General features: G+C 68.1%; 21 protein-coding genes and 3 pseudogenes. 11 read left to right on the top strand and 13 right to left on the bottom strand.

Annotated features, from left to right (window positions below):
* Window positions 1–284 precede the first annotated feature (284 nt).
* On the top strand, window positions 285–725 hold the full coding sequence (locus ACIGXP_RS35560; protein WP_399775514.1) for a hypothetical protein: 441 nt from the start codon (window positions 285–287) through the stop codon (window positions 723–725).
* Window positions 726–869: 144 nt separating this feature from the next.
* Here the strand turns inward: ACIGXP_RS35560 and ACIGXP_RS35555 are convergent, their stop codons facing one another.
* The 4 genes from ACIGXP_RS35555 to ACIGXP_RS35540 form a co-directional block, all read right to left on the bottom strand.
* Window positions 870–1,826 carry a hypothetical protein gene (locus ACIGXP_RS35555; RefSeq protein ID WP_399775512.1) on the bottom strand — a complete coding sequence of 319 codons (957 nt, stop codon included), beginning with the start codon at window positions 1,824–1,826 and terminating at the stop codon, window positions 870–872.
* A gap of 1,146 nt (window positions 1,827–2,972) precedes the next feature.
* Entirely contained in the window at window positions 2,973–3,662 is a 690-nt protein-coding gene (locus ACIGXP_RS35550) for a hypothetical protein (protein WP_399775511.1), read from the bottom strand.
* Window positions 3,663–3,692: 30 nt separating this feature from the next.
* Window positions 3,693–4,238, bottom strand: a complete 546-nt coding sequence (locus ACIGXP_RS35545) for an RNA polymerase sigma factor (protein WP_399775509.1) — start codon at window positions 4,236–4,238, stop codon at window positions 3,693–3,695.
* Between the two features lie 151 nt (window positions 4,239–4,389).
* Window positions 4,390–4,569, bottom strand: a complete 180-nt coding sequence (locus ACIGXP_RS35540) for a hypothetical protein (protein ID WP_399775507.1) — start codon at window positions 4,567–4,569, stop codon at window positions 4,390–4,392.
* A gap of 14 nt (window positions 4,570–4,583) precedes the next feature.
* Between ACIGXP_RS35540 and ACIGXP_RS35535 the strand changes: the two genes are divergently transcribed.
* Window positions 4,584–4,733 carry a hypothetical protein gene (locus ACIGXP_RS35535; protein WP_399775505.1) on the top strand — a complete coding sequence of 50 codons (150 nt, stop codon included), beginning with the start codon at window positions 4,584–4,586 and terminating at the stop codon, window positions 4,731–4,733.
* A gap of 176 nt (window positions 4,734–4,909) precedes the next feature.
* Here the strand turns inward: ACIGXP_RS35535 and ACIGXP_RS35530 are convergent, their stop codons facing one another.
* The gene (locus ACIGXP_RS35530) at window positions 4,910–5,746 is read right to left on the bottom strand and encodes a LysR family transcriptional regulator (RefSeq protein WP_399775566.1); all 837 of its coding nucleotides are present in this window, start codon (window positions 5,744–5,746) and stop codon (window positions 4,910–4,912) included.
* Window positions 5,747–5,842: 96 nt separating this feature from the next.
* On the opposite strand from ACIGXP_RS35530, the gene ACIGXP_RS35525 reads away from it, so the two are divergent.
* Together ACIGXP_RS35525 and ACIGXP_RS35520 are read left to right on the top strand one after the other, a co-directional pair.
* The gene (locus ACIGXP_RS35525) at window positions 5,843–6,337 is read left to right on the top strand and encodes a cupin domain-containing protein (RefSeq protein WP_399775503.1); all 495 of its coding nucleotides are present in this window, start codon (window positions 5,843–5,845) and stop codon (window positions 6,335–6,337) included.
* 174 nt (window positions 6,338–6,511) lie between these two features.
* Window positions 6,512–6,871 carry a DoxX family protein gene (locus tag ACIGXP_RS35520; RefSeq protein ID WP_399775501.1) on the top strand — a complete coding sequence of 120 codons (360 nt, stop codon included), beginning with the start codon at window positions 6,512–6,514 and terminating at the stop codon, window positions 6,869–6,871.
* Window positions 6,872–7,151: 280 nt separating this feature from the next.
* Here the strand turns inward: ACIGXP_RS35520 and ACIGXP_RS35515 are convergent.
* From ACIGXP_RS35515 to ACIGXP_RS35505, 3 genes and pseudogenes are all read right to left on the bottom strand, one after another.
* A pseudogene (locus ACIGXP_RS35515) lies at window positions 7,152–7,655 on the bottom strand (SOS response-associated peptidase); the annotation flags it as partial.
* A gap of 338 nt (window positions 7,656–7,993) precedes the next feature.
* A complete protein-coding gene (locus ACIGXP_RS35510) occupies window positions 7,994–9,172 on the bottom strand; it encodes a CapA family protein (RefSeq protein WP_399775499.1) in 1,179 nt (392 codons plus the stop codon).
* Window positions 9,173–9,335: 163 nt separating this feature from the next.
* Window positions 9,336–9,683: a hypothetical protein gene (locus ACIGXP_RS35505; RefSeq protein WP_399775497.1), complete on the bottom strand. Its 348-nt coding sequence runs from the start codon at window positions 9,681–9,683 to the stop codon at window positions 9,336–9,338.
* 567 nt (window positions 9,684–10,250) lie between these two features.
* Here ACIGXP_RS35505 and ACIGXP_RS35500 point away from each other — a divergent pair.
* Entirely contained in the window at window positions 10,251–10,487 is a 237-nt protein-coding gene (locus ACIGXP_RS35500; RefSeq protein WP_399775495.1) for a DUF6207 family protein, read from the top strand.
* Window positions 10,488–10,683: 196 nt separating this feature from the next.
* Here ACIGXP_RS35500 and ACIGXP_RS35495 read toward each other — a convergent pair whose 3' ends face one another.
* The 3 genes from ACIGXP_RS35495 to ACIGXP_RS35485 all read right to left on the bottom strand — a co-directional run bounded on the left by ACIGXP_RS35495 (window position 10,684) and on the right by ACIGXP_RS35485 (window position 15,846).
* Entirely contained in the window at window positions 10,684–11,358 is a 675-nt protein-coding gene (locus ACIGXP_RS35495; protein ID WP_399775493.1) for a hypothetical protein, read from the bottom strand.
* Window positions 11,359–11,460: 102 nt separating this feature from the next.
* A complete protein-coding gene (locus tag ACIGXP_RS35490) occupies window positions 11,461–13,536 on the bottom strand; it encodes a serine/threonine-protein kinase (RefSeq protein ID WP_399775491.1) in 2,076 nt (691 codons plus the stop codon).
* A 1,053-nt stretch (window positions 13,537–14,589) separates the two neighbouring features.
* The gene (locus ACIGXP_RS35485) at window positions 14,590–15,846 is read right to left on the bottom strand and encodes a pyroglutamyl peptidase (protein WP_399775489.1); all 1,257 of its coding nucleotides are present in this window, start codon (window positions 15,844–15,846) and stop codon (window positions 14,590–14,592) included.
* A 303-nt stretch (window positions 15,847–16,149) separates the two neighbouring features.
* On the opposite strand from ACIGXP_RS35485, the pseudogene ACIGXP_RS35480 reads away from it, so the two are divergent.
* From ACIGXP_RS35480 to ACIGXP_RS35465, 4 genes and pseudogenes are all read left to right on the top strand, one after another.
* A pseudogene (locus ACIGXP_RS35480) lies at window positions 16,150–16,515 on the top strand (winged helix-turn-helix domain-containing protein); the annotation flags it as partial.
* Window positions 16,512–17,033 (top strand): annotated as a pseudogene (locus tag ACIGXP_RS35475) (transposase); the annotation flags it as partial. The pseudogenes ACIGXP_RS35480 and ACIGXP_RS35475, both read left to right, overlap by 4 nt.
* A 164-nt stretch (window positions 17,034–17,197) precedes the next feature.
* Window positions 17,198–18,172 (top strand): helix-turn-helix domain-containing protein, encoded by a 975-nt coding sequence (locus tag ACIGXP_RS35470; protein WP_399775564.1) that lies wholly within the window; start codon window positions 17,198–17,200, stop codon window positions 18,170–18,172.
* Between the two features lie 138 nt (window positions 18,173–18,310).
* Window positions 18,311–18,649: a LysR family transcriptional regulator substrate-binding protein gene (locus ACIGXP_RS35465; RefSeq protein ID WP_399775487.1), complete on the top strand. Its 339-nt coding sequence runs from the start codon at window positions 18,311–18,313 to the stop codon at window positions 18,647–18,649.
* A gap of 465 nt (window positions 18,650–19,114) precedes the next feature.
* On the opposite strand, the gene ACIGXP_RS35460 is transcribed toward ACIGXP_RS35465, so the two are convergent.
* Window positions 19,115–19,546 carry a hypothetical protein gene (locus ACIGXP_RS35460; RefSeq protein WP_399775485.1) on the bottom strand — a complete coding sequence of 144 codons (432 nt, stop codon included), beginning with the start codon at window positions 19,544–19,546 and terminating at the stop codon, window positions 19,115–19,117.
* Window positions 19,547–20,127: 581 nt separating this feature from the next.
* Here ACIGXP_RS35460 and ACIGXP_RS35455 point away from each other — a divergent pair.
* Window positions 20,128–20,307 carry a hypothetical protein gene (locus tag ACIGXP_RS35455; protein WP_399775483.1) on the top strand — a complete coding sequence of 60 codons (180 nt, stop codon included), beginning with the start codon at window positions 20,128–20,130 and terminating at the stop codon, window positions 20,305–20,307.
* A 540-nt stretch (window positions 20,308–20,847) separates the two neighbouring features.
* On the opposite strand, the gene ACIGXP_RS35450 is transcribed toward ACIGXP_RS35455, so the two are convergent.
* Window positions 20,848–21,276 carry a hypothetical protein gene (locus ACIGXP_RS35450; protein WP_399775481.1) on the bottom strand — a complete coding sequence of 143 codons (429 nt, stop codon included), beginning with the start codon at window positions 21,274–21,276 and terminating at the stop codon, window positions 20,848–20,850.
* Between the two features lie 742 nt (window positions 21,277–22,018).
* On the opposite strand from ACIGXP_RS35450, the gene ACIGXP_RS35445 reads away from it, so the two are divergent.
* Window positions 22,019–22,669 carry a pentapeptide repeat-containing protein gene (locus ACIGXP_RS35445; RefSeq protein ID WP_399775479.1) on the top strand — a complete coding sequence of 217 codons (651 nt, stop codon included), beginning with the start codon at window positions 22,019–22,021 and terminating at the stop codon, window positions 22,667–22,669.
* Window positions 22,670–22,723: the final 54 nt, after the last annotated feature.

The raw sequence follows: 22,723 nt of genomic DNA, 5'->3' as shown, positions 1-22,723 counted from the left end.
CGTTCACCCGCCCCGTACATCCGTCCTGCTTGCTGCATTCAACGAGGTCCGTGCTGGATGGTGACGACCTTCCTGTCACCCCTCCATCAACAAGAACCGCAGGTCGTAGTGGGTTTCCAGGTATCTCGACCAGCAGGAAACGGGCAACCGCTTCCGGCCCGGATGCCACTGGCCGAAACATCGGTCGCAGCGGACAACGCCACCTGCCGGCCACCGGCGGGCCGTGCCACCCGCCCCTCACCGATCACTCGGCGCACTTCGCGCTCCCAGCACAGGAGAGACTCATGCGAGCAATCCCAAGCTGCCTGGCAGCTCTTCTCACCGCCGCCGCCAGCCTCGGACTGGTCCAGGTCGGCAGCGCCTCGGCCGTACCTGACGCCGCGCGCCCCCAACAGGCACGACACGCCGTTCTCGCCCCGGCCGCCGTCGCTTCCTTCAACGTGGAAGTGAGCAAGTGGGAGGATGGCGCGACCGTCGGCTGGATGCAGGTCGCGCCCAACCAGACACTGCGGGTCACTCTTGACTCCTCGGGCGGGTACAAGACGACCTTCGTCGCCTACGACGGCAACAGCAACCGTCTCGGCGACTCCGGCTCGGTGAACCCGGGCGCGAAGGAGCAGACCGTCTGGACCAACCAGACCAGTAACACGGTGACCGTGCGGGTCTACGGCGATGTTGCGCCGCACTACGTCGATGTCCGGCTCAAGGGCAAGCTCATCGCCTGACAATCCGCCGCTGTAGCTGCCCTGGCGGAACCCCGTGACAGCGCGCCGCGGCTGCTCTCCCGGCTCCGGCGCGCCCGTCCGGCTGGGAGCGGTTCTCCCTCCCGAACCGCTCCCAGCGGGGACATCCCGCTACCTTCCACAGCCTCAGCGATCGCCCGGAGTGGGGTCGCCAGGGCTGTACTCGTACGCGTACCCGTGGGAGTACGCCGTCGAGACGCCCCCCGCCGACGCGGAGCCGCCATGCACCACCACAGCGCTGCCCCCACCTACACGCACCTTGAGCGACACAAGGAGCCGACCACAGCCACGCGGCAGAGCGGCCTTTTCCAGTTCAAGGGAATTCGGCATGGTCCGGTGATGCTCATGCGTGGAGATCCGCACCAAGCTCCCCGGCCCGCGCAGCGGAGCGCCGCAGACCCCGCCGCTCGAGTGCAGGGGCTGTGCCTCAACCCACGTGGACACATCGCTGTAGTACGCGCTCCCCAGTCCTCGGCACACGTGGTAACTGCTCTGCGGTTTGCACGTGGTCAGCTGTGCATCCAGGCGGATTGCGATCCGAGGCCGGGAAGAGACTGGCCCGAGGCGGTGCTCGAGCACTGAGGCCACCGCACCGCGCCGCACCGTCCCCCACACGTTCTGCCGCGGATCCCGAGGAGCTGGCAGAACCCACTGCTCCGCCCCCGCATACACGCCCACGGCGTGCGGCCGCACCGACCCAGTAGGCGAGGTGACTCGTGCGTCGTACCGACCCACGAGACTGGGACCCGTGTAGAAACTGACAGCCACCCGACAGGTGTAGGCGCGCGTCCCCGACCGGTGCGGAGCCTCGAAGACCCACCGGACGACGGGAGCGATGCGGTCGTTGATGCCGGGAGCGAAGTTGGTGCCGTAGTGGGTCCCGTTCGGACGAGGGCCTTCTGGGCAGAACAGCCCCGTGGTCGTCCCCAGGTTCTTACCGGTGGGCAACCGCTGGTCGAGGCTCATGGAGAACCGGTTGGCGGATACGACGAACCGCTGCCCGGGCTCGGCCGTGATCCGCACGCTCGCGCCCGGGATGTCCTGGTATCCCTTCGACGACAGAACGTTCTTGAACACGGTCACCGTCGGGTCCGCCGCCGTGGCCAGGCCCGCACCTTCGCTCATCCCGCTCAGCGCCAAGGACCCCGCCAGGGACGCCGCAATCGCGGCCCGGCGCCACGAATTCGTAACCCGCCCCACCCTGATCCCACCCCGCAAGATCGCCCTGCGACACCATGATCACTCCTGCGCACACGGACAAAGACCACCGCTCTCCCAACGACCGCGCCAGGAAACGGTGACGAATGGTTCGACGTGTGGCTCCCGCGCTGCATGGCTGACAGGGCACGATGCCGAGCCCGCCCCCGAGAACCAGGGGGCGCCCCTTTGCGTGAGTGAGGAAATGATCTGGATCATCGATGAGCGGACCCGGGTGTGAGTAGTTGAGGTACAGGAAATCCCGGTGAGAACGATCACGGGCTTGATCAGCAAGTTCTCTACGTCTCGGCCCCGGAGTCCTAGCTCGGGCACCAGAGAACAAGTAACCCGTCAGTAGGTTTCGGTCCTGGCCCTTCGATCCGAAGGCGCCGGGGACCAGCGGAACGGCGAAGGCCTTCGACCGTCTCCCAGGTCGGAAGCTCCTTGGTTTTGAAGGCGCCAACGGTGCTCCGTCGGCTCGCCGGGCACGGAGCGATCCCGAAGACATGACCCGTGCCCGCTTCTGTGCGTGCTGCGGTGCCCGGCTTCCCAGGAGCGCGCAGCCGCAGCTCCGGTACTGCGACGACACTTGCCGTGCCCAGGCGTACAGGGACCGGCGGGTCGAGGAGCGGCGCTACGCGCTGCTGGGCATCCTCGGCGCTGCCTACATGCGAGGCGACCGCCGCACGCTCCGACAGCTGACCTGCCCGGAGTGCGGGAATCCGACCTTCGCCAGCGCGGGCCGGCGCCGGGATGCAGGGTGCTGCGGCGGGCATCGGCCTTGCGGGCGTGGTTACGAACCACGGCGTCTTCCGTTCCGACGCGTCAGGCCCGTGGTCCCGTACGCGCCGTCGCTCAACGAGTGACCATGCCGGGAAAACGCTGGCATTGATGCGCAGGCACCTGGGGTTCAACGCCCCTGGTGGACCACGGGACCGGTCAGAGGCTCACACGGGCCGACGCAGCAGCGGCCATCGCACAACAGCGTAGCGAAGCAACGCCCTCTCCCCTGGGTCCGCCACGCTGGCTTCGTCAGCTTCCTGAGACGACGCAGTCCTCCAGTTCTGCTGCTAGATCGGGATCCAGTTTGGGGATGGTGCCGTAGTCGACATCACTGTCGACCTCCAGCCGCCGTACGGCCTCGGCAAGGGACTCGGACAGCGGCACCACCAGCAGCGGCGTGCCGGCGTCATCGAGGCCCGCTGCCGCGTCGTCGACTTCGTACACGGTCAGGAAGGTCACGGTCCGCGGGGACCACGGCCACTCGTTGTCCTGCCGTTGCAATGGCGTGACCTGCAGTATCGGGTTCTTGTCCAGTCGGCGCAGTTCCTGCGTCTGGTCGTACCAGAGCGTGGCGTCGCGGAGTTCACTGTGCTGCAGGTGGTGCAAGTACAGGCAGTGGGCGGCGGTGGAGGAGTCGGCGCCGACGGCGAACTGCCACCAGAACTGTGCGGCCTCATGCCGGTCGGCGAGGTACAGCAGACAGGCAAATGCCAGAGCGCCGGCGGGTTCGATGGTGGCCCGGTCGTCGCCCAGCAGGGCCATCGCGGCGATCGCTGCCGGATCGCGGACGACATGCGAGCACAGGGCCTGCAGTTCGTGTGCGGCGCGCTCATGCAGGGCTGCCGGCACCGCACAGCGAATGCCGTCCGAGGCGCGGTCGGCCGCGCCGTTGGCGGTACGGATCCATCGGGCACGGTCTTCGAGGTCGGTGGCGCTCATCGGTACGCGAGCGCCTGGTACTCCCCCGGCTCATCCTTCCTCCTCTTCCATGTCTTCCGCTGCCCATGCGATCCCCAGTTCGCGGGACAGACGCCGCCGCGCGCCGCGCAGGTGACTTCGGACCGTCCCGTAGGAGATGCCCATCAGCTCCGCCACCCGCCGCATGGGGTGGCCGAGCACGAAGCACAGCAGAATCACGTCGTACTGACGTTCCGGCAGCCGGGCGATCGCCGCGTACAGCCCCAGCTTGGACTCCAGGACGGTGAACCGGGGCCGGGATGCATGGCGCACGGCGGCGAACGCGGCCGTCTCCACCAAGGCCAGGGTCCGGCCCCGTATCTCCAGACGGCGGCCGACTTCCTCTTTCAGGGCAGCCCAAGCGTACGCATCGACATTCGGCTGCTGCAGCACATGCGCCCACGCCCGCGCCAACTGAACGAAGACGTCTTCGACGACCTGCTCGGCACCCTCACGGCTGTCCAGCTGCACATGCGCGTACCGCAGATACGCCTTGTGCTGCCTGCTGTAGAACGCGACGAATGTGGTCGGCAGTACAGCGGCCAGGTCATCGCGCACCGCCTGATCCGCCCACGGGTCGGGCTGCTGACCACTCACCGGGCCTCCCCCGTACACCCGGCGCGGCCGACCCCGCTTCCTCCCCTGATGCGTAGGCCGAACCCTCCTCCGGGGCGCTCGTCGACGCCGCGTACCGGGCTGTCGAAGCAGCTCAGATACTCCTGTGGGCCGCCCGGGCCATGACATCCGCTACCTCGTACGAGCCGGCAGCTACCTCAACGCCTCCGCCTACGGCACCGCCCGCGTGATCGACCGTCACGTCGTCCTCGCAGGTTTCGACGATCACCAGGGTCAGGAACCTCGAGAACCCATCTCTGAACCTGAGCAGCATAGAAGGATGGAGCCATGAGCATGCAGATGAACGACCGTGAATGGTCGGTGTTCATGAACAACGCCCTCGGCAGCAACGTCTCCGAAGAAGGGTTGCTCATCGACCTCGATACGCAGCAGGACGCTACGACGTGGGTCACTCCGCCTGAGACCGAGCACGACTGATCAGACGGCAATACGTGAACAGTTTGAGGTTCAGAGATGGGTTTTGAAAGCCTGTCTCTGCTGAACTGGCTCCGTACGCGAGAAGGAACAGCAAATGTTCACCACTTGGGGAGGTGGTCCCTGGGGCTGCGGCGTTCGAATTGTTCACGAGTTACGGCAGCACTGGTTGCCGGTGCTCAGTGGCGGTACGCGGTTGTCGCGATCTCGATGAAGGATCGGATCAACGGGTTGGTGTCACCCTCGTTCCACACCGCCGCCACTCGGCTCGGCGGCATGTCGATCAGCGGCACCACGGCCAGCTCCGCGGGCAGGTCGTGTCCGAGCGGGGCCAGGCCGACCGTGCCGTTCCACAGCACGGCCTGCAGGCATTCCTGGACGGCGCGCACCACTGGTCCCTGGCGCGGTCTGCCACCGTTCCAGTACGACTGCCAGATGGGGTCGGTGCCCTGCGGGAACTGGAACCAGCGGCGGTCGCTCAGTTCGGCCAGCCGCAGCTCGTCGCGGCGGGCCAGCGGATCGTCGGCGCGCAGCACCGCGCCGATCGGATCGGTCCGCAGCGCACGCACCGTCAGGGCAGTCACGTCGAACGGCGCCCGAGTCAGCGCGACGTCAACCAGTCCGGCGCGCAGCCCGCAGGTTGGGTCGGTCAAATCGGTGTCGCGGATGCGGATGTCGATGCCGGGGTGGTGTCGGCGGTAGGCGGCGGCCAGCCTGGCCACTCCCGGGTCGGTGCCGTCGCCCAGGATGCCGATGGTGATGGTCGCGACGCCAGCCGCCGCGCTCACGCGTACCCGGACGCGGTCGGCACGGTCGAGTAGGGCCCGCGCCTCGTCGAGCAGCACTGTGCCCACCGGAGTGAGCGTGACGCCGGCAGGCGAGCGGGCGAAGAGCAAGGCCCCGACATCGGCCTCCAACTGCTTGATCGCCCGGCTCAGCGGCGGCTGACTCATGTGCAGCCGGGTGGCGGCCCGGCCGAAGTGGAGTTCCTCGGCGACCGCTACGAAGTAGCGCAGGGTACGTAGCTCCACGCTGCAACGATACCCACGAGGTATCGGCGATGCGGGACAGGTCTTGGACAGCCCTGGGGACCCGGCGGTGAACTCGTGAGCATGACCGAAGAAGCGAAGACCAGCGAGCCGCAGACCCATCCCGCTGTATCGGTGATGGGTCCCGGCGATGGCGAGATGATCATTCTGGGTACTACGCGCATGCGGGTTCTGGAGGACGGCAGCCACACCGGGCACCGCCTCGCGATCGCCGAGTCCGTCCTCGCCCCGCACACGCAGGGACCGCCGCAGCACCGCCACGCCCGACACGACGAGGGCTTCTACGTCCTGTCCGGCACCGTGCGGTTCACCGTGGGGGACGAGGATCACGACGCCGCCACGGGCACACTCGTGATGGTTCCGCCCGGTACCCCGCACACCTTCGCCAACCTGACCGACCAACCCGCCGTCATGCTCAGCACATTCACCCCCGATCTGTACGTGCAGTATTTCCGGGACCTCCAGGAAGCACTCGCCGACGGCCGGCCGCTGACGCCACAGGCCAACATCGACGCGATGAGCCGCTACGCGACCGAGCCCGCCACAGACCACGCCTGAAACCAACGGCACAGCACGGCACGGCCACCCTCCTTTCGACCGGCAGGACAGTGGTGTTGCCACCTTTCGGTATCCGGGTCCCTCGGATGACGGCCCGGGCCTTGACCAGTGGCTCTTCTGGTAAGCGACGCAATCAACGGGTCTCCGTGAGCCGGTGGCCCATGAACGGGAATCATGGACATCACCTATTGGATCGTCGCGGGACTGCTCGCCGTCTTCTACGTCTACGCCGGCACGCTGAAGGTGATCCGCAGCCGCGATCAACTCCGACCGATGATGGCCTGGGTCGACCGCATACCCCTGCCTGCCCTCAGGGCGCTGGGGGCGGTCGAAATACTTGGCGCGACCGGCCTGATCCTGCCGCCGCTGACCGGTATCGCTCCCTCGCTGGCGACGGCCGCGGCCATCGGCTTCGTACTCCTGCAGACCGGCGCGATCGCCGTCCACCTGACTGGCGAAGACCGCCGGATCGCACTCAACGCCGGGCTCACCGTTACTGCGGCCGTGGCCATCTGGCTGACCACCCGGCTGTGATCGAGCCCAGTCCTCGACTGGTGGATGCGACTACAGGACCGGTCGCCCCACGGCCGCTGGCATTTCTCAGGTTCTGGCTCAACTTCTGTGACGCGGCCACGCTGAGTGACGGCTGAGCTTCTCCGCTACGCCACATGAACGCACCTCCGGGCACCGAGATGCTTTTCCTTGCAGAGTGGGAGCGGAGCCTGTCCGGGACCCATCGCACGTCGTCCCGGGCGGGCCACAAGCCGTTGGGCGTGAGCCGTCGGCACCTGCCGTCAGGTCGGCGGGGCAGGACCTGGTGGCCGGGGTCGAGCCAGGTGTCGTAGTGGTCGGGGGTGAGTGCGAGCGGCATGCGGGGGTGCACGCGGCCGGCGGCGTCGGTGGCTTCGGTGGTGATGATGGTGCAGGTCATCAGCCAGGCCGTGGGGTCGTCGTCCTCTTTGACCTCCGGGTTGCGCCAGTACTCGTACAGCCCGGCGAGCGCCATCCCCTGGTCGTCCTCGGGGTGGATGAAGAACGGCTGCTTGCGGCTCATACCTCTTGCGGGGTCCTTGGCCTGCTGCCACTCGTAGAAGCCGTCGGCCGGCGGCAGGCAGCGGCGCTTGAGGAACGCGCGGCGGAAGGCGGGTTTTTCGTGCACGGTCTCCACGCGGGCGTTGATCATCCGTGCGCCGATCTTGAGGTCCTTGGCCCACGACGGCACCAGGCCCCAGCGCAGCAGCCGCAGTTCCCTGCCCGCCTCCCCGGCGTCGTCGCGCTCGCGCGGGGTGCGCTCTAGAACTTGAGCGTCCGGATCGGTGAGCCCCCAGCCGCAGCAGCCGTCCCCGCAGCCGTAAGGATGAGACCGGCCGCCGCCAAGCCCGTCAACGCCTTCTTCATCTCGGTACCTCCGTCGTCACCGGCGGCTTCGGCAGCCAGCGTGCGATCACGGAACGTAACGCTATGAAAGCGCAAAGAAACGATCTGCCCTCCCCATCGCCACCACATCAGGTGATCCACAACCGGACACCGGCCGAAACCCGCTCCCTCGGCCTGCCCGGTGAAACGCCGGAGAGGCGGCACCTCACAGAGGTGTACGGCCAACACCCACGGCCAACACCCTGGTCCGGGAACGGCCGGGCCGGCGCCGGCGCCCGGTTATGGGCGCTGGATCGTCCCGTCGGCCGAGATGTGGGCGGCCTGGGAGCCGAAATCCTCCTCCGACACGCTGGAGACGAGATCGATCGCCTCACCGCCCGGCTCCGGTGTGCCGGCCTCCACGATCCGGGTCGGGCGCAGGCGCCCGGACACATAAGTGCCGTCGGAGCGGAGGGTCAGTTGCAGCACGCCGCTGGTGGAGAGTGTGCCACCGAGGGCGAGCACCTTGTAGCCGGAGAAGTTCCCCAGGCTGTAGGCGATCAGTCGGCCCTTGTAGAACTCCATTCCCCGCATCACGTGCGGGCCGCTGCCCACGACGAGGTCGGCGCCGGCGTCGATCACCGCACGGCTGAAGCGGTAGCTGTCGCCGCGGTCCTCCCCAAGGAAGTACTCGGTGCCGGGTTCCACGTGGGTGCGGTCGGAGCCTTCCGCGCCGGCGTGCATCATGACGATCACGATGTCCGCCATCGTTGCGGCGCGGGCGGTGAGCCGCTTTGCGGCGGGGATGTCCGTGAGGTCGTTCGCCCCTTGGTCGGGAGCGAACCCGATCACCGCGACCCGGATGCCGTGTGGCCGCTGGACGGTGATCTGGCCCAGGCGGCCGGTGAACGGCAGGTTCACGGAGCGCAGGGCGGCGAACGTCTCGCGCCGCCCGTCGGCCCCGAAGTCGTCGATGTGATTGTTCGCCGTGTTCAGGACCGTGAACCCGGCCTTCTTGAACCAGCGGGCGTAGGACGGCGGGGCGTGGAACGCGAAGCAGTTCGGGCTGTCGTTGTCGTCGCACTTGCTGGACCCGCCGGTGGTGAGTGTGCCCTCCAGGTTCCCCAGCACCACATCGCCGGCGAGCAGGTCGTCGACGGGGTCAAAGAACGAGGCGCCGCCATCCGGCGGCAGGTCGTCCGGCAGCGAGCCCATCACGATGTCTCCCACGGCGGCGATCCGCACGTTGCCGACAGGGCGCGGCGGCGCCGGCGCACCGGACGTCGTGGTCCCGGGCTTCCGCACGTGGGCTTGGGCGGAGCCGCTGGAGGCTGCGTCCTCGGAGCCGGCGCGGAATGCGAACACCGCGACAACCGCCACGCCGGTCCCGACCAGACCGAGGGCGAATAGGCGGTGACGGCGCACGGGCTTCTGCCGCTCGCGCCGCTGCTGGGGACACTGTTCGACGGATCTGATCATTTGCTCATGCTACGAAACGGACACCCTTCCACCACGGACGGTCATCGGCTGACGTGTTCCCGACGGCGTTCCCCTTCGCACTCGAGCCCGGCCAGACCGTCCGCCCCGCCCCGCCTGGGGCGGGGCGGGTGGCCCGGGTCGATCGGTCGCCCGGGTCTGCCGGCTACGGGTTGAAGTTGAACGTGAAGTCCGAGGTGGTCACGGTGAACTCCAGCATGAGGATCGTCCGTGAGTTCGCGTCCGAGACGTTCGAACACCACTCGAAGACCGTGTTCGGGACCGTCTCCTGGAATTTGTCCCGCCACTCGGTGCCGTCGCCCGCGTAGGCGTAGCAGTACCAGATCGGGTTGACGGCTTTTGCGTCACCGCCGTAGACGACGGCGGTCCCCCCGGGGCCGATCTTCCACCAGCCCTCCTTCAGCCAGTTGCTGCTGGCCGAGCAGTTGGGCTGGTACCGCTCGACCATCGTCCAGATTTCACGCTCGTAGTTGTTCTTGAACCTCAGCGCCACGCCGCGCCTCCTACTCCCCGCTCGGCTGCCTGCGGGCAGCCGGGCTTCCGTCGGACCGGGTCAGAGCGTTCTTCGGGCTCGAATTGTCCGTCCCGCCGGGCTGAGCGCCGGACCGGCCCGCTGCGATGGCACGCTCCAGTGCCTCTTCGTCCGCATCGGTTTTCGGATCGACCGCCTCGGCAGCCTCCTGCGACATGGGACCTCCTATCTCCGTCGGTCAGGTGCGCAGGAGAGGTTCCCGGGAGAAGGCGCGGCGTACCGCAGCGGGTGGGAAGGTGCCCCGTACGGGGCGTCGGCGCAGGACCTGATCAGGCTAAACAGCCTGCTGCCGCCCGGTGCGCCGAGGTAGGGCCGTCCCAGTACGCCGGGACTGCCACGGGCGTGAGGCACACCTCGGTGCCGTGGACGCGCGCGGCGTCGAAGAGGGTCTGCAGCAGCTGCATGCCCGCCAGGTCGAGCGCACCGAGACGGGCATGCCACGTCTGGGGCTCCGGGTCGTACGAGGCGATTTGGCGGAGCCTGTCGAGCTGTTCCTGCTATTGAGGATCGGCGGCCGGCTCTGTCCGGATGGTGGCCTCCAATACCCATGCGCGGTCAGAGGGGTTCGGCGAACTGGTCCTACTGCGTGACGATGCCACCGTCTTTGCCTTCCAGACCGCGATCGCCCGCCTGTGGGGCACCTCGACCGCCGAGCACACCACCCGGGACGTCGGCCAGTCCGGTGTTCGGCTGCGGATGTACACCGATCTGCGGCAGGTCATCAAGGAGGGCGCCCCGACGGAGCCGGAGTCGACGGCCACGTAGAAAGGCGTGGTCCGCCACCACGGGGGGAGTGGCGGACCCGCCTGCGTCCACGGTGCCACGGGGTGATCCCATCTGGGCGGGTGACATCGGCGCCTACGAAGGGCGCCCCCAGCGCGTGCTCCGGGGAGTACCACCCGCGCGGCCGGCGGGGCCGGGCCCCGCGCCGTCCGGCGCTGCGACCGCCGGCCGTGCGGGATCAGCGGCAGGTGTAGGCGAAGGACGCGGACGCCGTGTGCCGGCCGGGGGACTCGATGACCAGCCGCGCGGTCGCCTTGCCGGTTCCCCTGCCGTGGAAGGTCCACAGCAGGCGGAGGCTCGTCTCGTCCTCCCCCCTGGCCAGCCGTTCCTCGCGTGGGCCCGAGGAGGTGCCGTCGCTGCGGTTCCACTCGTAGGTGAACGTGCCGGCCGCCCCGTTGGTTCTCACCACCGCCACCACCTCGGCTGTTCCACCGCATCCGAGAACACTGCCCGTCCGCGCCGTCACCTGGGTGATCCGCAGGTCCGCCGTGTGCCGTTGCCAGAACAACCAGGCCAGCACGATGGCCAGGACGGCCGCCGCCAGGCGGTATCTGCGGAGCCTGTGCAGGAGGCCGCGGGCCTCCTGCGGGCTCCTGTGCTTCGCCGGGCGGTGCCAGACGTCGACGGCGGTGTCCGTCAGTCCCAGAGGCGGGACGCCCGGTCCGAAGTGCAGGACGTCGGACTCGGGCGCGGGCTTGGGCTTGGGCTCGGGAGCGGACTCGAACTCGGGCTCTGGCTCGGGCTCGGGCTCGGCGCTGCTCCAGTGGGCGTCGAGGACGGTCGGAACGTAGGTGGCGTCGTCGACGTCCCTGATGGTCTGTTGCACGTCCGGGTCCTGCAGGGTCGGCTTCACGTCGGGATCCGGTAACTTCCATGGCCTCACCGGGCGCTCGCCCCGGTCCGTCATCCTCGCCCCTCCGTTCGGCTCGCTCTCACAGACCCCGGTGGACCGGCATCACAGGGGCTCGCCCTTCACGACCACCGGAACCCCTTGCCGCGGGGTCACAGCCGACGGCGAGGTCGCACCGGTGCCGGTGCCTCCGGCGGAGTCGCCGGAGCCGGTGCCGCTCTGGGTGGTGGTGCCGTTCTGGGTGGTGGTGCCGTTCTGGGTGGTGGTGCTGAGCGACAGCGTTCCGGAGACGAGGCCCGAGCCGCCGGGCGAACCGGCACCGGCGCTGGTGCCACTGCCGGTGCCCCCGTCCTTGCCGGACCCCGCGCCTCCCGCCGACCCGGGATCGCCGCCGGTCCCCACCCCTGAGTGGCCGTGACCTGTGCCCCCGGCCGCGTTTCCTTCGGTGGTGCCACCCTCCTCGGATCCGGCGTGACCTGTGGTCCCTGTGCGGGAGTCCACGCCTCCGCCACCGCCGGTGTGGCCGGTGCCCGTGGTGTCCGTCCCGCCGTTCCCCTCGCCAGTGTGCCCGTCACCGGTGTTCCCCACGTCGGTGTTCCCGTCGCCGCCGTTCCCGTCGTCGTGGGAGTCCGTGTCGCTGTGGTCGGTCCCCTTCTCCGTGGTGGTGTTCTCGTGGGTGTGGTCGGTGTCGGTCCGGGTGCCGGTGTCCTTGTGGCCTTGAGTGTCGGTGTCGCCGCTGCGGGTCCCGTCCTGTGGGCCGGTGCCGCCGTCGGTCTTCGTCCCGGTGTCGCCGTGCCCGCTGTCCTTGTCCTTGTCCGTGCCGGAGCCGGTAACACCCGTGTGTGTCCTGGAGTCCGTGCCGCCGTCCCCGGCCGCACCGCCGGAACCCGAGCCGGAACCGGTGTCGCCATCGGCGGGCGCGATGCCGGCGCCGCTGTCTGTGCGGCCGTCGCCGTCCTGGGCGCCGGACGCAGCCCTGTCGGAGTCCGAGGCCGACGCGGCCGGGTGGCTCCGCCCGGTGCCCCGCGTCCCCTTCGCCGAACCTGTGTCCTTCGGCGCGTCGAGCCTGGTGACGGCCTGGGTGTTGGCACCGGCGTGCGCTTCGGCCCCGCCCGCCCAGCCGCTGGGCACCAGGCTCAGCAGTCCCGCCACCGCCACGGCGGCCGCCCCGGTGAGCACATCGCCTCGTCCGCGTAGCCGACTGCGGCGCCGTGCGGTCAGCACGGTCTGCGCCAGTTCGGCCGAGGAGCCCACCAGACGAGCGTCCAGGCGTGAGATGGCCAGCGGCACCAGGGCCGCCGCCACCGCGGCCAGTCGGTTCTGGCCGCGTTCCTCCCAGTCGGCTCCGTACGCGCTCTCGGCCACCCACTCCAGTTCCCGCAGGAAGTCGAGGGCGCTCGGGGGCCGCAGCGCCGGGTCCTTGGCCATGCCGCGCAGGACCAGCCCGCGTACCTCTTCCGGCACCTGGTCCACCGGCACGGGGTCCCCGACGTGCTGGCGCTGGAAGTCCCACACTTCCGGACCAGGGAACGGGGGCACGCCGGTCAGGCACTCGTAGAGGGTGGCGGTCGCCGCGTACACGTCACCGGCCGGGGTGGCAGCCTCCGATTTCCACTGCTCCGGGGGCATGTACGCACACGTGCCACTCAGGTTCCGGTGGCGGCCGGTGCGCGTGGAAATTCCGAAGTCCACCAGCTTGGTCCGGCCGTCCCAGTTCACCAGCACGTTTTCGGGCTTGTAGTCGCGGTGCACCACACCGACGCCGTGCGCGGCGGCCAGCCCGAGAAGGGATCCTTTCAGCACGACGAGGGCGGCCTCCGGGTGTGTGTGCCCCTCCTGCTTCAGCAGCGCGCGGAGCGCGGCCCCATACACCAGTTCCATGACGATGGCCGCGCCGTGCTCGGCTTCGACGTACTCGTACAACCGGGTCACATGGGGCGATGTCAGGTCACTGAGGAGCCGGGCCTCCCTGCGCAAGGCGGTGCGGAATTCCTCCCTCGAACACAGTTCCTCATTCAGGTACTTGATCGCGACATTCCGGCCGGTCGCGGTATGACGGGCGATCACCACCCGGCCACTGCCGCCTTTACCGAGTTTCTTCAGGTCGATGTAGCCGGGAACGGTCCATGAATCGCCACCCTGTTTGGCTTTCCATCCGTTCCGATTGGTCGCCCCTGTCACACTTCCCCCTGGTGTTCCGTCGCACCGATACCCCCCGAATGAGGCACCGATGGAATTTTTCCAGCAAGAAGAGATCCAATAAACCGAGAAATTTCACGGTTCTGCAACCGTCGGTCCCGACGTTGGTTCAATTACCCGGGGCGGGAGTCGTCCTTGTGCGAACAGGGCGTTCGTGGGCCCCCGCCTGCGGCACCGGCTGCTCTCGCCGTCCCACTCGGGGGCCACCGCCTGGTCCAGGTGCACCCGCAGCCCCGGTCCTTGAACTGGATGTCCACGACGGAGCCGACTGGCGCACCGCCGGGTCGAGCGAAGTCGAAGCGGGCCTGCTCGCCCCGCTCACGGATCCAAGTGGCGGCTGCGGACTTCATGTACAGATGGTCGGCGCTGGCCACACCTCGGGCACGGCGCCGGCAGATGTGGGCCGTCCGGGTCCGGGTGGTGGGCAGAGTGGCAGGCCCGATCGGTGGAGAGCTTCGTGGTCAACGGGCCGCCGCAGCCGCCCAGCAGCAGACCGCACCAAGAACGTGTCGTCCGTATGAAGACGACGGAAAGCGTCCAGCTCGATCGCCTCCAACGGCAGCATCAGCGGCACCTCCGAGTCCGCACTGCCCAGCACCGCCATCTGAATCTGCCGCCTGTCGTCCTGCGAGAAATCCCCGCCCTTCCCCCCAACTCCTCCTGCCACCAGCACAATTAGCGTTCCAGACCACAACAGCCGTACCCGCAGCGCCGTGGACGGAGCGCCGCTGCACTTCGCCGTACGGCCGCCACCGTCCGTTCTCCGGCCTGCCCCATCGCAACCCGCGGCGCGACCCGGGCCAGGTCTGCGCTGGACATCTCGCAGCCGCTCATGCCTACCCCCCCCCCCCCCGGGGGCGTAGCCGAGGTTCAGGTGCCCGAAGCCGACCAGGCGGACCCCGGGGAGGGCGTCGAGGAGGTCGGCCTGGGCGGCGCGGATCGCGGCCTGAGGACAGGCGCCAAGAGTGCGGCGGGTCGTCACGACGATCACCGTACGGACAGCCGGACAACGATCGCCCGCTCTCGCAAAGGAGATCACTTTCTGACGAGTGTGGCGTCCGCCGCCACCATCACGATGGCTCGCACCTGGTCGATGATGTCCAGCCGGTTGCGCACGAACTCCGGGTCGGTGACCGTTCCGGTCGCGGGGTCGGTGTTGCCGGCGCCGAACTGCAGGACTGGGGTGTGCACATGGCCGCCGGGAAGCGTGTCATGCAGGCCCAGCCGGTCCCGGAGCAGCGTGGCCCGGTAGGCGATCTCGTTGGAGAGGTAGTTGCCGCCGCCCCCGGCGCGGGCCGTGGAGCCGGGGGTTGGGCCGTCCGGTCGTACGACGGGATCGGTGCCGCCCGCCGGGATCTCGGTCACCTCCGTGTGGTCGTACACCGGGAACCGGCCCGTGTGTGCGGCCACGATGGCGGTGTAGGGCAGTGTCGTGGTCGTCCACTGCGGTTGGCTGGCCGGATCCGTGACCGGGACAGTCTCCGTCCGAGAGACGTTGTCGTTGTCCGGGAAGCCGCCTCGCCAGGCCCCGTTGGTGCGCTCGATGTCGAACCGGCCGGCCCGGCCCTGGCTCACGGTCGTGAACAGGTCCACCTTCGGCAGGTACGGCCGCAGCGTCCGCTCCACCCTGCCATCGGCAAAGTCCTGCCAGCGCACAGGAAACACGACCGTCTCGATCCGCGCGGGCCCCGCCGCGGTCTCGACGACCGTACCGTCGAGCGCGAGCGCGGTCGCCCCGGACGGGTTGGAGATACGGATGTCCCGGTCGAGGGTGAAGGGATCGAACCCGGTGAGCAGGATGCGCTTCACGTGCGCATGCCCGGGATACCGGATGTCGGTCTGCCCGCGCGAGGTCCGCTCCAACTGATCCAGCAAGGTGTCCCGCTGGGAGTCCGTGATTGCAAACTCCGGCTCCCAGGTGCGCAACTCCCGTGTCATCCCCAACCGGGCCCAGTACAAGGGCCGGTCGTCGTCCCGGCTGAGATCACCGCCCGCCGGCCCCTGCCCCCGCGCCCGCGTCACGGCCCGCCGCCACAGCGCGGACCCGTCCCGTACGACGATCCGCCGGGCTTGTGTGAAAGAGTGGGTGCTGGCCAGCTCACTTGCGAACTCCGGTGCCGCGTCGTCGAATCCGGAGCGCCGGAGGATCTCCTGCGGTACGGCCCCGTCGAGCCGCAGTTCCTCGACGGTGGGCGAAGGTGTCGTCGGAACGGCAGTGGCCGCCGTGGGCACGGACAGGCCGGTGAACAGGGCAAGCCCAAGGATGCCAAGTCGAACACGTATGTATTTCAAGGCGGTTCGAGTCCTTCCATCTCCGTGGGACACGTTGTGCGGCGGGCACCGGAAGTATCCCGTGGCGCAAGTGATCTACGCCACGGGTCGGGCGATCTTCCCGGCCTCCGTATGCAACCCCCGCCGCGGAAACCTTGAGACTCGCACCGGAACCCCCTGCCGCTGAGCTAGGGATCGGCTGCGCCAGCCCGGGTGGTTACCGGACGGGCCAGCGGTAAGAAGATCGTGCTCACCCCTGAGCAGCCGACGACCTGAGCAGGAACATCCCGCCCCGGCGCACCCGCCCGCATCGCGATCTCGCGAGGCCCTGATGGGCTGCGCTCACAGGGGCCCGTCTCCCACCTGAAGCTGAACGATGCCCTGTTCGCCGTGCTGGAGGAGGAGCTGTCCAGAGGCCCGGTCGCTCACGGCTGGCCAGATCAGACCTGGACTCTGGCCCGCATCAAGACGCTGATCGGCCGCAGGTTCCACAAGACCATGACGCTCTCCGGCATCGCGCAGATGCTGAGGCGGCACGGCTTCAGCCACCAGGTGCCCGCCCGCCGCGCAGTCGAACGCAACGAGGACGCTGTGGCCGGCTGGGTGAAGGACGTGTGGCCGCGCGTGGAAGCACCGCGGCGGCGCTCGGGGCCTGGATCGTCTTCGAAGACGAGGCCGGGTTCTCGATGACGTCGCCTGCCCGCCGCACCTGGGCCAAGCGCGGCCGCACCCCGGTCGTCCGGGTCCGCGGACGGTCCCAGCGCCGCTATTCCATCGCCACCCTGACCTGCTATAAGCCCGGCGAACGCTCCCGTTTGATCTACCGTCCCCGAAGACACAACGACCACAAGAGCGGCGGACGACGCAGCTTCGCCTGGACCGATTACCGCGACCTCCTCATCACAGCCCACCTGCAGCTCGGCGGCTCGATCGTGCTGGTGTGGGACAACCTCAACGTCCACAAAGACAGACGCCTGCGGGCCTTCATCGACGCACATGACTGGATCACCGCATATCACCTGCCGCCCGACGCACCCGACCTCAACCCCGTCGAAGGCATCTGGTCTCTGCTGCGTTGCAGCAGCCAGGCCAACACCGCTTTCACCGATCCCGAACACCTCATCGCCGCACTCCGCCATGGCCTTCGCCGACTCCAGTACCGCAGCGATCTCAGCAACGGATGCCTCACCGGCACCGAACTCACCCTGACGACAACGCGCTTACACTCAGTAATTAGGCCGTGTCCGGTAGGTGGTGTGAGTGAGCGCTCCTTCGGCACCCGGCCGGCGCGAAGGGGAACCGGAGCGTTCAGGTGCCCGTCATCCCCTGGGAGAGCCTTTGACCAGCGGTTACGGAAACGGTGAATCGACTGTTGTTGGACGAGATGGTGTTCCGTAGCGAGGATGTGCCCGCGGCAGACCGGTTCGATTACTGGACCGAGCTGTTGGGCCGTACCCATGCGCCGATGGAGCTGCGCAGCGACCACGTCGACGACTTCCGTGCCTCCCAGCGCGTGCTGGGCCTCGGTGCCGTCACCGTGTGGTCTGCCACGTTCCAGCCGCTGGTATTCCGGCGCACGCCGAAGCTGATCCGGCAGTCCGACCCTGAGACGTACCACCTATCGCTCGTCGTACGCGGGAGCGGGGCGGGCGTGTGGCGGCACCGGGAGACCGCGTACAAGCCGTGTGACGTGTTCATCAACTCGTCCTCGCTGCCCAACGACGTCTACAGCACCGGGGACCCGGTCCAGACCGTGGCGCTGGAGGTTCCCAAAGCCCTGCTGCCGCTACCTCGCGACATGGCCGGCCGGATCGTCGGCGCGCGGGTGTCGGCCCGGGAAGGCATGGGTGCCCTGCTGGCGCAGTTCCTCACCCGGCTGATCGCGGACCCGGCCGCGTACCAACCCTCCGACCGGCCGCGTCTGGCCACCGTCGTGACCCCTCTGGTCGCCGCACTCTTCGCCCATCTGCTCGAAGCCGACGACTGCTTGCCCCCGGAGACCCACCAGCAGGCCCTCACCTTGCGCATCCAGGCGTTCATCCGAGAGCACCTGCACGACCCACGCCTCACCCCAGCCACGATCGCCGCCGCGCACCACATCTCCACCAGCTATCTGCACCGCCTCTTCCGGGACGAGGAGGCCACGGTCGCCGCGTGGATCCGCCGCCTGCGCCTGGAGGCGGCCCGCCGCGACCTCACCGACCCGGCGCTGCACGCCACCCCCATCCACGTCATCGCCACCCGCTGGGGATTCCCCCGCGCGACCGACTTCAGCCGCGCCTACCGCGCCGCATACGGCACGACCCCCAAGGACCACCGGCACCAGGCTCTCCAGCGGCACGAGTAAACTCAACGCCAACTCGGTTGTGCACTCTGCGCTCACGACGTACCGGCGGCATCCTGAAAGCACGTTCACCGACCGGGTCGAAGGGCGCCCCAGTCCCGTCGTTCGGCCGCAAGAGCGTCTCCTCGCGCAGTCGTCCCTATGCCGCACCGGGCCGCTGTTCTCGGTGCCCTTCGCTGCGGCGATGTCGACCTTGGCATCCTCTTGGAACCACAAGCAGAAGAAATGCCAGAGGTTGCAATCCGACGTATCGACAGGGAGCCGATTCCCACACTTGTGATTGCTCCCGCTGGCTACTCCTTGGGGCAACCAGAGTGGGCAAATCTCGCCCAAGAAGGGTTCTTCCTGTTCGAGAAGGGATGCACCTACGGGGACCGCGTCGAGCAATATCTGCTGGCAGAGGGGAAGCCTCGTTTGACGCGAGTCGATGCGATCGAGGCCATTCGCAGCTGCGTGGAAACCGGCCTGGGCCTAGCGTGATTTCCTGAGAACCTGTATACGGCGTCGGAGTTGTTTTTTACGCTCCAGAGGTAGCTGCAGTCATCTGCCGCGCTGGCAGTACCCGCCCCGCCAGCGGTGCCTAGCACCGTGGACAGGGCTGTGACCGCCAAGAGCATCGAAATCCGCCTCTTAACCGACATGAATTTCCCCCTCTATCTATCTGCCTCGGAACCTGTGACGCGCAATTGACGTGCACGTGCCAACAGTTATTAAAGCATAGGTTTCCTTTTAATGATCACCAGGGTGCGGGAACCCGTGCCAAGTCGCGCGCCGGCCGACGTGCGGTTGGTCTCCCCGAACAGCTCGTTGACCTAATTCGCTGATCAGTCGACGCCCGGCCCCGACGCGTGCGGCGGGGCTCAGGGCACGTGAGGCCCGCCGTTCGACGCCCGCGCCCCGGAAGGGGAAGACGTCCGCATCGCGCCCGGCTCACCGAGGGTCTCGTCAGGTCGGGTTGCTCACCCATCCGGAGCATGTACCCGAAGTGACCAGCTTGGTATCCCAGTGACCCAGGCAGATACGGAAGCGGACTGTGGCTCCCTCGGGGAAGTTCTTGTTCATATAGCGTTTGGCAGCGGCGCCGTCAGCGTTGAAAATGTCGCCCCAGCGGTCCCCCACTTCCCAGGTCACGACCGCGGAGTAGCCATCCGCCTTCTCGTCCTGGATTAGGAACCAGTCGCCTTCGGGGTCGTAGCAGCCAACGTATATGTTGTCGCCCTTAGAAGCGCACTTCACCCACTCGCCGTCATGAGTAGTGACGGTCGCGCGGTCGACTTCACGGGCGGCGGCGTTTGCCTGCGTGACGGTGAGGAGAAGGGCAGCGCAGAGGGTTCCTGCGACGGCGCTTACTCGCTTGAGGCGGCGGTTCTGGATCACGCGGTTCCTTCTCTGGGTGTGGTGTGTCCAACGAGGCGTTGGCGAACTTATAGGGCTAGCTATGGGAGTTGCGCTGATCAAGTTGACTGGGAGGGCAAACGCCGCTTGGCGGACGGCACGGCGGTGCGCCGGGTGCGGTGCCGAACTGCCGGTGGGTTGTCGGCGGTCGCGGCAGTACTGCTCTGCCCGGTGCCGTACGCGGGCGTGGCGCGAGCGACGGGCTCGTTGGGCGGCGATTGATGCCGGAGGCGAGGCGTACCGGGCCCTGCTGGAGGGGCGGCCGCACCCGTGGCCCCGGTTCCGCTGTCTGGAGTGCGGGGACACCTGGTACGCCAGCGACAGCCTTATGGGCGTGCGGAAGCGGTCGGACAGCCGTGTCTGTTCGCCTCGATGCCGGATGCGGGCCTGGCGCCGCCGACAGCGTTCGCGTTCAGCAAGCGTCACGGGGTGACGCCTGTACGTGACGCTATCGGCACGGGCCTGGGCTGCGGCTGCGCAGCGGTCCCTGCCCTTCGTGCCCATCACGGCCGAGGCCAGTCCGCGGTTGTGTATCGATGACGTGGAGCGGTCCTTAGCCAGTCATGACCGATGGACTGGATGTCGCTGCTGCCCGCGCAGTGGCCGAGGCAGAGTTCTATCTGCTATCCGAATCTCCGGGCGCGTCGCTGGCCCACATCATGGAAGCAGCGCTCGACCAGGTGGAGCGGGACGGCGACGCGATGGACCGAATCCGGGAAGCCTGGCCGGAACTCTCCCCGTGACTCGCGCAGGCGAGTCACATAGGTCTCGCGCATGTCGTCGCCCTCGGGCATGCAGGGGTGAGTCTCGGGGAAGGGAGCGGCCGTCTCGGCGGCGCGGTGGGGCGTCTCGGGGATGCTCACGGAACGCTCGAACGCTCACGAAGCCGCCTCGGGCGGGATCCGGAAGCGTTCGCGATGCGGTCACTGTGACCGTTCGCCGAACGTTTCCTTCCGGGCCCTCCAGGCCCTCGTGACGCACCGCCGCGAGTAGACCGCGTTCGAACGGCGGTCCACCCCAACCACCCAAGTCGCCCCGCACTCGGGACACTTGGCCCGGCCGGCGCCGCTCAACTCAGCAGCAGCCGCTTGCGCAACCGGCGGTCCCGGCGCCACTGCCTGGCACGACAGGCCGCCGAGCAGTACACGGCAGCGGGCCGTGCATCCGGCCGCAGCCGTTCATCGCAGCCCCCGCATACCCGTTCCCCGGCCTCCCGGCGTCCTCGGACACCCAGCAAGCCTAGGACTCAAAGCTACTCAAGACCGGGGATCGAAAACAGGCGCTCAGGGACAGACCCACTTGGTGATATAAAACTTCCCCTTGTACGTCATGACGCCTCGCACGCACTCTGGCGCCTGAATGTGAACCCCCTTAGAGAGTTTCGCGTATCCGTTTTGGGTCTTCTTGTGGCCGAACTCAACGCCTACGCTTTTACTCGTCCACTCGTTGTAGTGCTCCATACCGAGTCCGACGGTGATCTCTGGATCCTCGGGGTGCGCGGAATTCCAGTAAGAGACCGTGAACTTGTACGTGCCCGCTGTACCCACGTGGCCGCCCCTGATGCACAGTTGCCCCCCGTTGCTGGTGTCTCCACAGCCGTCCGGTGTGAAGTTCGCGGCGGGCGCAGCGGGCGCAGCGGGCGCAGCGGCCACGGTCGATCCCAGCACGGCCCCCACGGCCGCGGTAACAGCCAATGCGTGTTTGATCCTCATGTCTCCCCCTTGGGTCGGGCGGACCGACGACGTCGGCCCGCCCGACCGATCATGCCCTTGCTCCCCTCGTGTGTCGTGAGCACTGCGTACACAGCGCCCTTAGCGCTCAGTGAACTGGGATTCGGTAGAAGATCATGTCCCGCATGGTGATTTGAGGAGTCGCTTGTAGCAGCAAGGGGCTGCGGCAAGTCCGAGAAGAGCCACGGCCCGGCCCCAGCCCGGGGACCCTGACGCGGCCGAGGGCCTCCTCGATCTGCGGAGAGTCCCCGCGTTGCCCGGCGGTGCAGGGCCTTCTGCGGAGTGTGCACCGCAACCAGCGCACGCGGGTAATGGTTCACCCCTACCGGACGGGCTGGTCTCCCCCAGCGTGAACCGGCTGCCACTGTTACCGGCATATGCGAGGCCGGAACGACCCCAGCACCTCTGGGGTCCGGGAGACGGGGTGTCGGTAAGAACCGTGCCACCAGCCCACAAAAGGTGGCTGACCGACCCGTGAGCTGCGGATCAGGTGGCAAGGGCGCGCTCGACTTTGGGCGCCTCCTCCGGGGTGTACCGCCACCCGCAGCCCGGAGTGGCGCCACCATCTCGCGGCTGCTTCCCCTAGGCAGGGAATGTGAAGGCTTCTGCGCTCTATCTGTGGCGGACGAGCACTCTCTATCGACGGCGGGCCCGGGCTCGCCACATACGGCGCCTGCGTCGGATTGGTTCCTGGGTGCTCGTCCTGGGCGGCATACTGGCCCTGGTGATCGGTCTGCCCTGGCCGGTGTACACGATCCGCAACTACCGGCTGACTCGGCGCGGGCAGGTCACCGAGCGGTTCACCAAAGCGCTGGAGCGCCTCGGGTCCGAGCGCAGGTATGTACGCATCGGCGGAGTGTTGGCGCTGGAACAGATCGTCCAGGATGCCCCGGAACAGGCCACCCACGCCGCCCAGGTGCTGGGCCACTTTGTGCGCGACCGCGCTCCGACCCGCCCAAGCGCACCGAGTGCCCCGGACGGCGAGCCCACGACGGACACCTCGCTACCCACGTCTCCGGAAGCAGACGTCCAGGTGGCCTTGACCTCTCTAACGCGTCCAAGATCGCGCACGCACGTCAGCGAAAGCAAAAGGCTCTCCCTCGGAACTCTTCACCTTGCTGGTGCCCACCTGCTTTGGGCGGATCTCACCGACGCGTACCTGCGTGAGGCGAACCTCACCCACGCCGACCTGATCGAGGCGAACCTCACTCGCGCCGACCTGCACGGGGCAAACCTCACGGCCGCCTGGCTATTCGGGGTGGACCTCTCGGAGGTCCAGGGATTGACGCCGAAGCAAGTCAGGTCGGCGCGCATCGATGCGAAGACGGTGCTGCCGCCCGACATCAGGGCGGTCGTGGGGCCGTCCACTACCTGAAGGGAGCACGGGCTTCGCACGTTTTTGGGCGCGGGCTTCGTATCTGCGCAAAGG

This window comes from Streptomyces sp. NPDC053069 (assembly GCF_044546895.1).
In the GTDB taxonomy this organism is placed as follows: Bacteria; Actinomycetota; Actinomycetes; order Streptomycetales; family Streptomycetaceae; genus Streptomyces.
Note: the sequence above shows the minus strand (reverse complement) of the source record. Positions and strands in the feature narration are given on the sequence as shown.

What these genes read in the sequence shown, in the direction of transcription:
- ACIGXP_RS35560 (WP_399775514.1), top strand. Translation starts at nt 285, where the DNA reads ATGCGAGCAATCCCAAGCTGCCTGGCAGCTCTTCTCACCGCCGCCGCC.
- ACIGXP_RS35550 (WP_399775511.1), bottom strand. Translation starts at nt 3,662, where the DNA reads ATGAGCGCCACCGACCTCGAAGACCGTGCCCGATGGATCCGTACCGCC.
- ACIGXP_RS35540 (WP_399775507.1), bottom strand. Translation starts at nt 4,569, where the DNA reads ATGCTGCTCAGGTTCAGAGATGGGTTCTCGAGGTTCCTGACCCTGGTG.
- ACIGXP_RS35535 (WP_399775505.1), top strand. Translation starts at nt 4,584, where the DNA reads ATGAGCATGCAGATGAACGACCGTGAATGGTCGGTGTTCATGAACAAC.
- ACIGXP_RS35525 (WP_399775503.1), top strand. Translation starts at nt 5,843, where the DNA reads ATGACCGAAGAAGCGAAGACCAGCGAGCCGCAGACCCATCCCGCTGTA.
- ACIGXP_RS35520 (WP_399775501.1), top strand. Translation starts at nt 6,512, where the DNA reads ATGGACATCACCTATTGGATCGTCGCGGGACTGCTCGCCGTCTTCTAC.
- ACIGXP_RS35510 (WP_399775499.1), bottom strand. Translation starts at nt 9,172, where the DNA reads ATGATCAGATCCGTCGAACAGTGTCCCCAGCAGCGGCGCGAGCGGCAG.
- ACIGXP_RS35500 (WP_399775495.1), top strand. Translation starts at nt 10,251, where the DNA reads ATGGTGGCCTCCAATACCCATGCGCGGTCAGAGGGGTTCGGCGAACTG.
- ACIGXP_RS35465 (WP_399775487.1), top strand. Translation starts at nt 18,311, where the DNA reads ATGCCGCACCGGGCCGCTGTTCTCGGTGCCCTTCGCTGCGGCGATGTC.
- ACIGXP_RS35455 (WP_399775483.1), top strand. Translation starts at nt 20,128, where the DNA reads ATGACCGATGGACTGGATGTCGCTGCTGCCCGCGCAGTGGCCGAGGCA.
- ACIGXP_RS35450 (WP_399775481.1), bottom strand. Translation starts at nt 21,276, where the DNA reads ATGAGGATCAAACACGCATTGGCTGTTACCGCGGCCGTGGGGGCCGTG.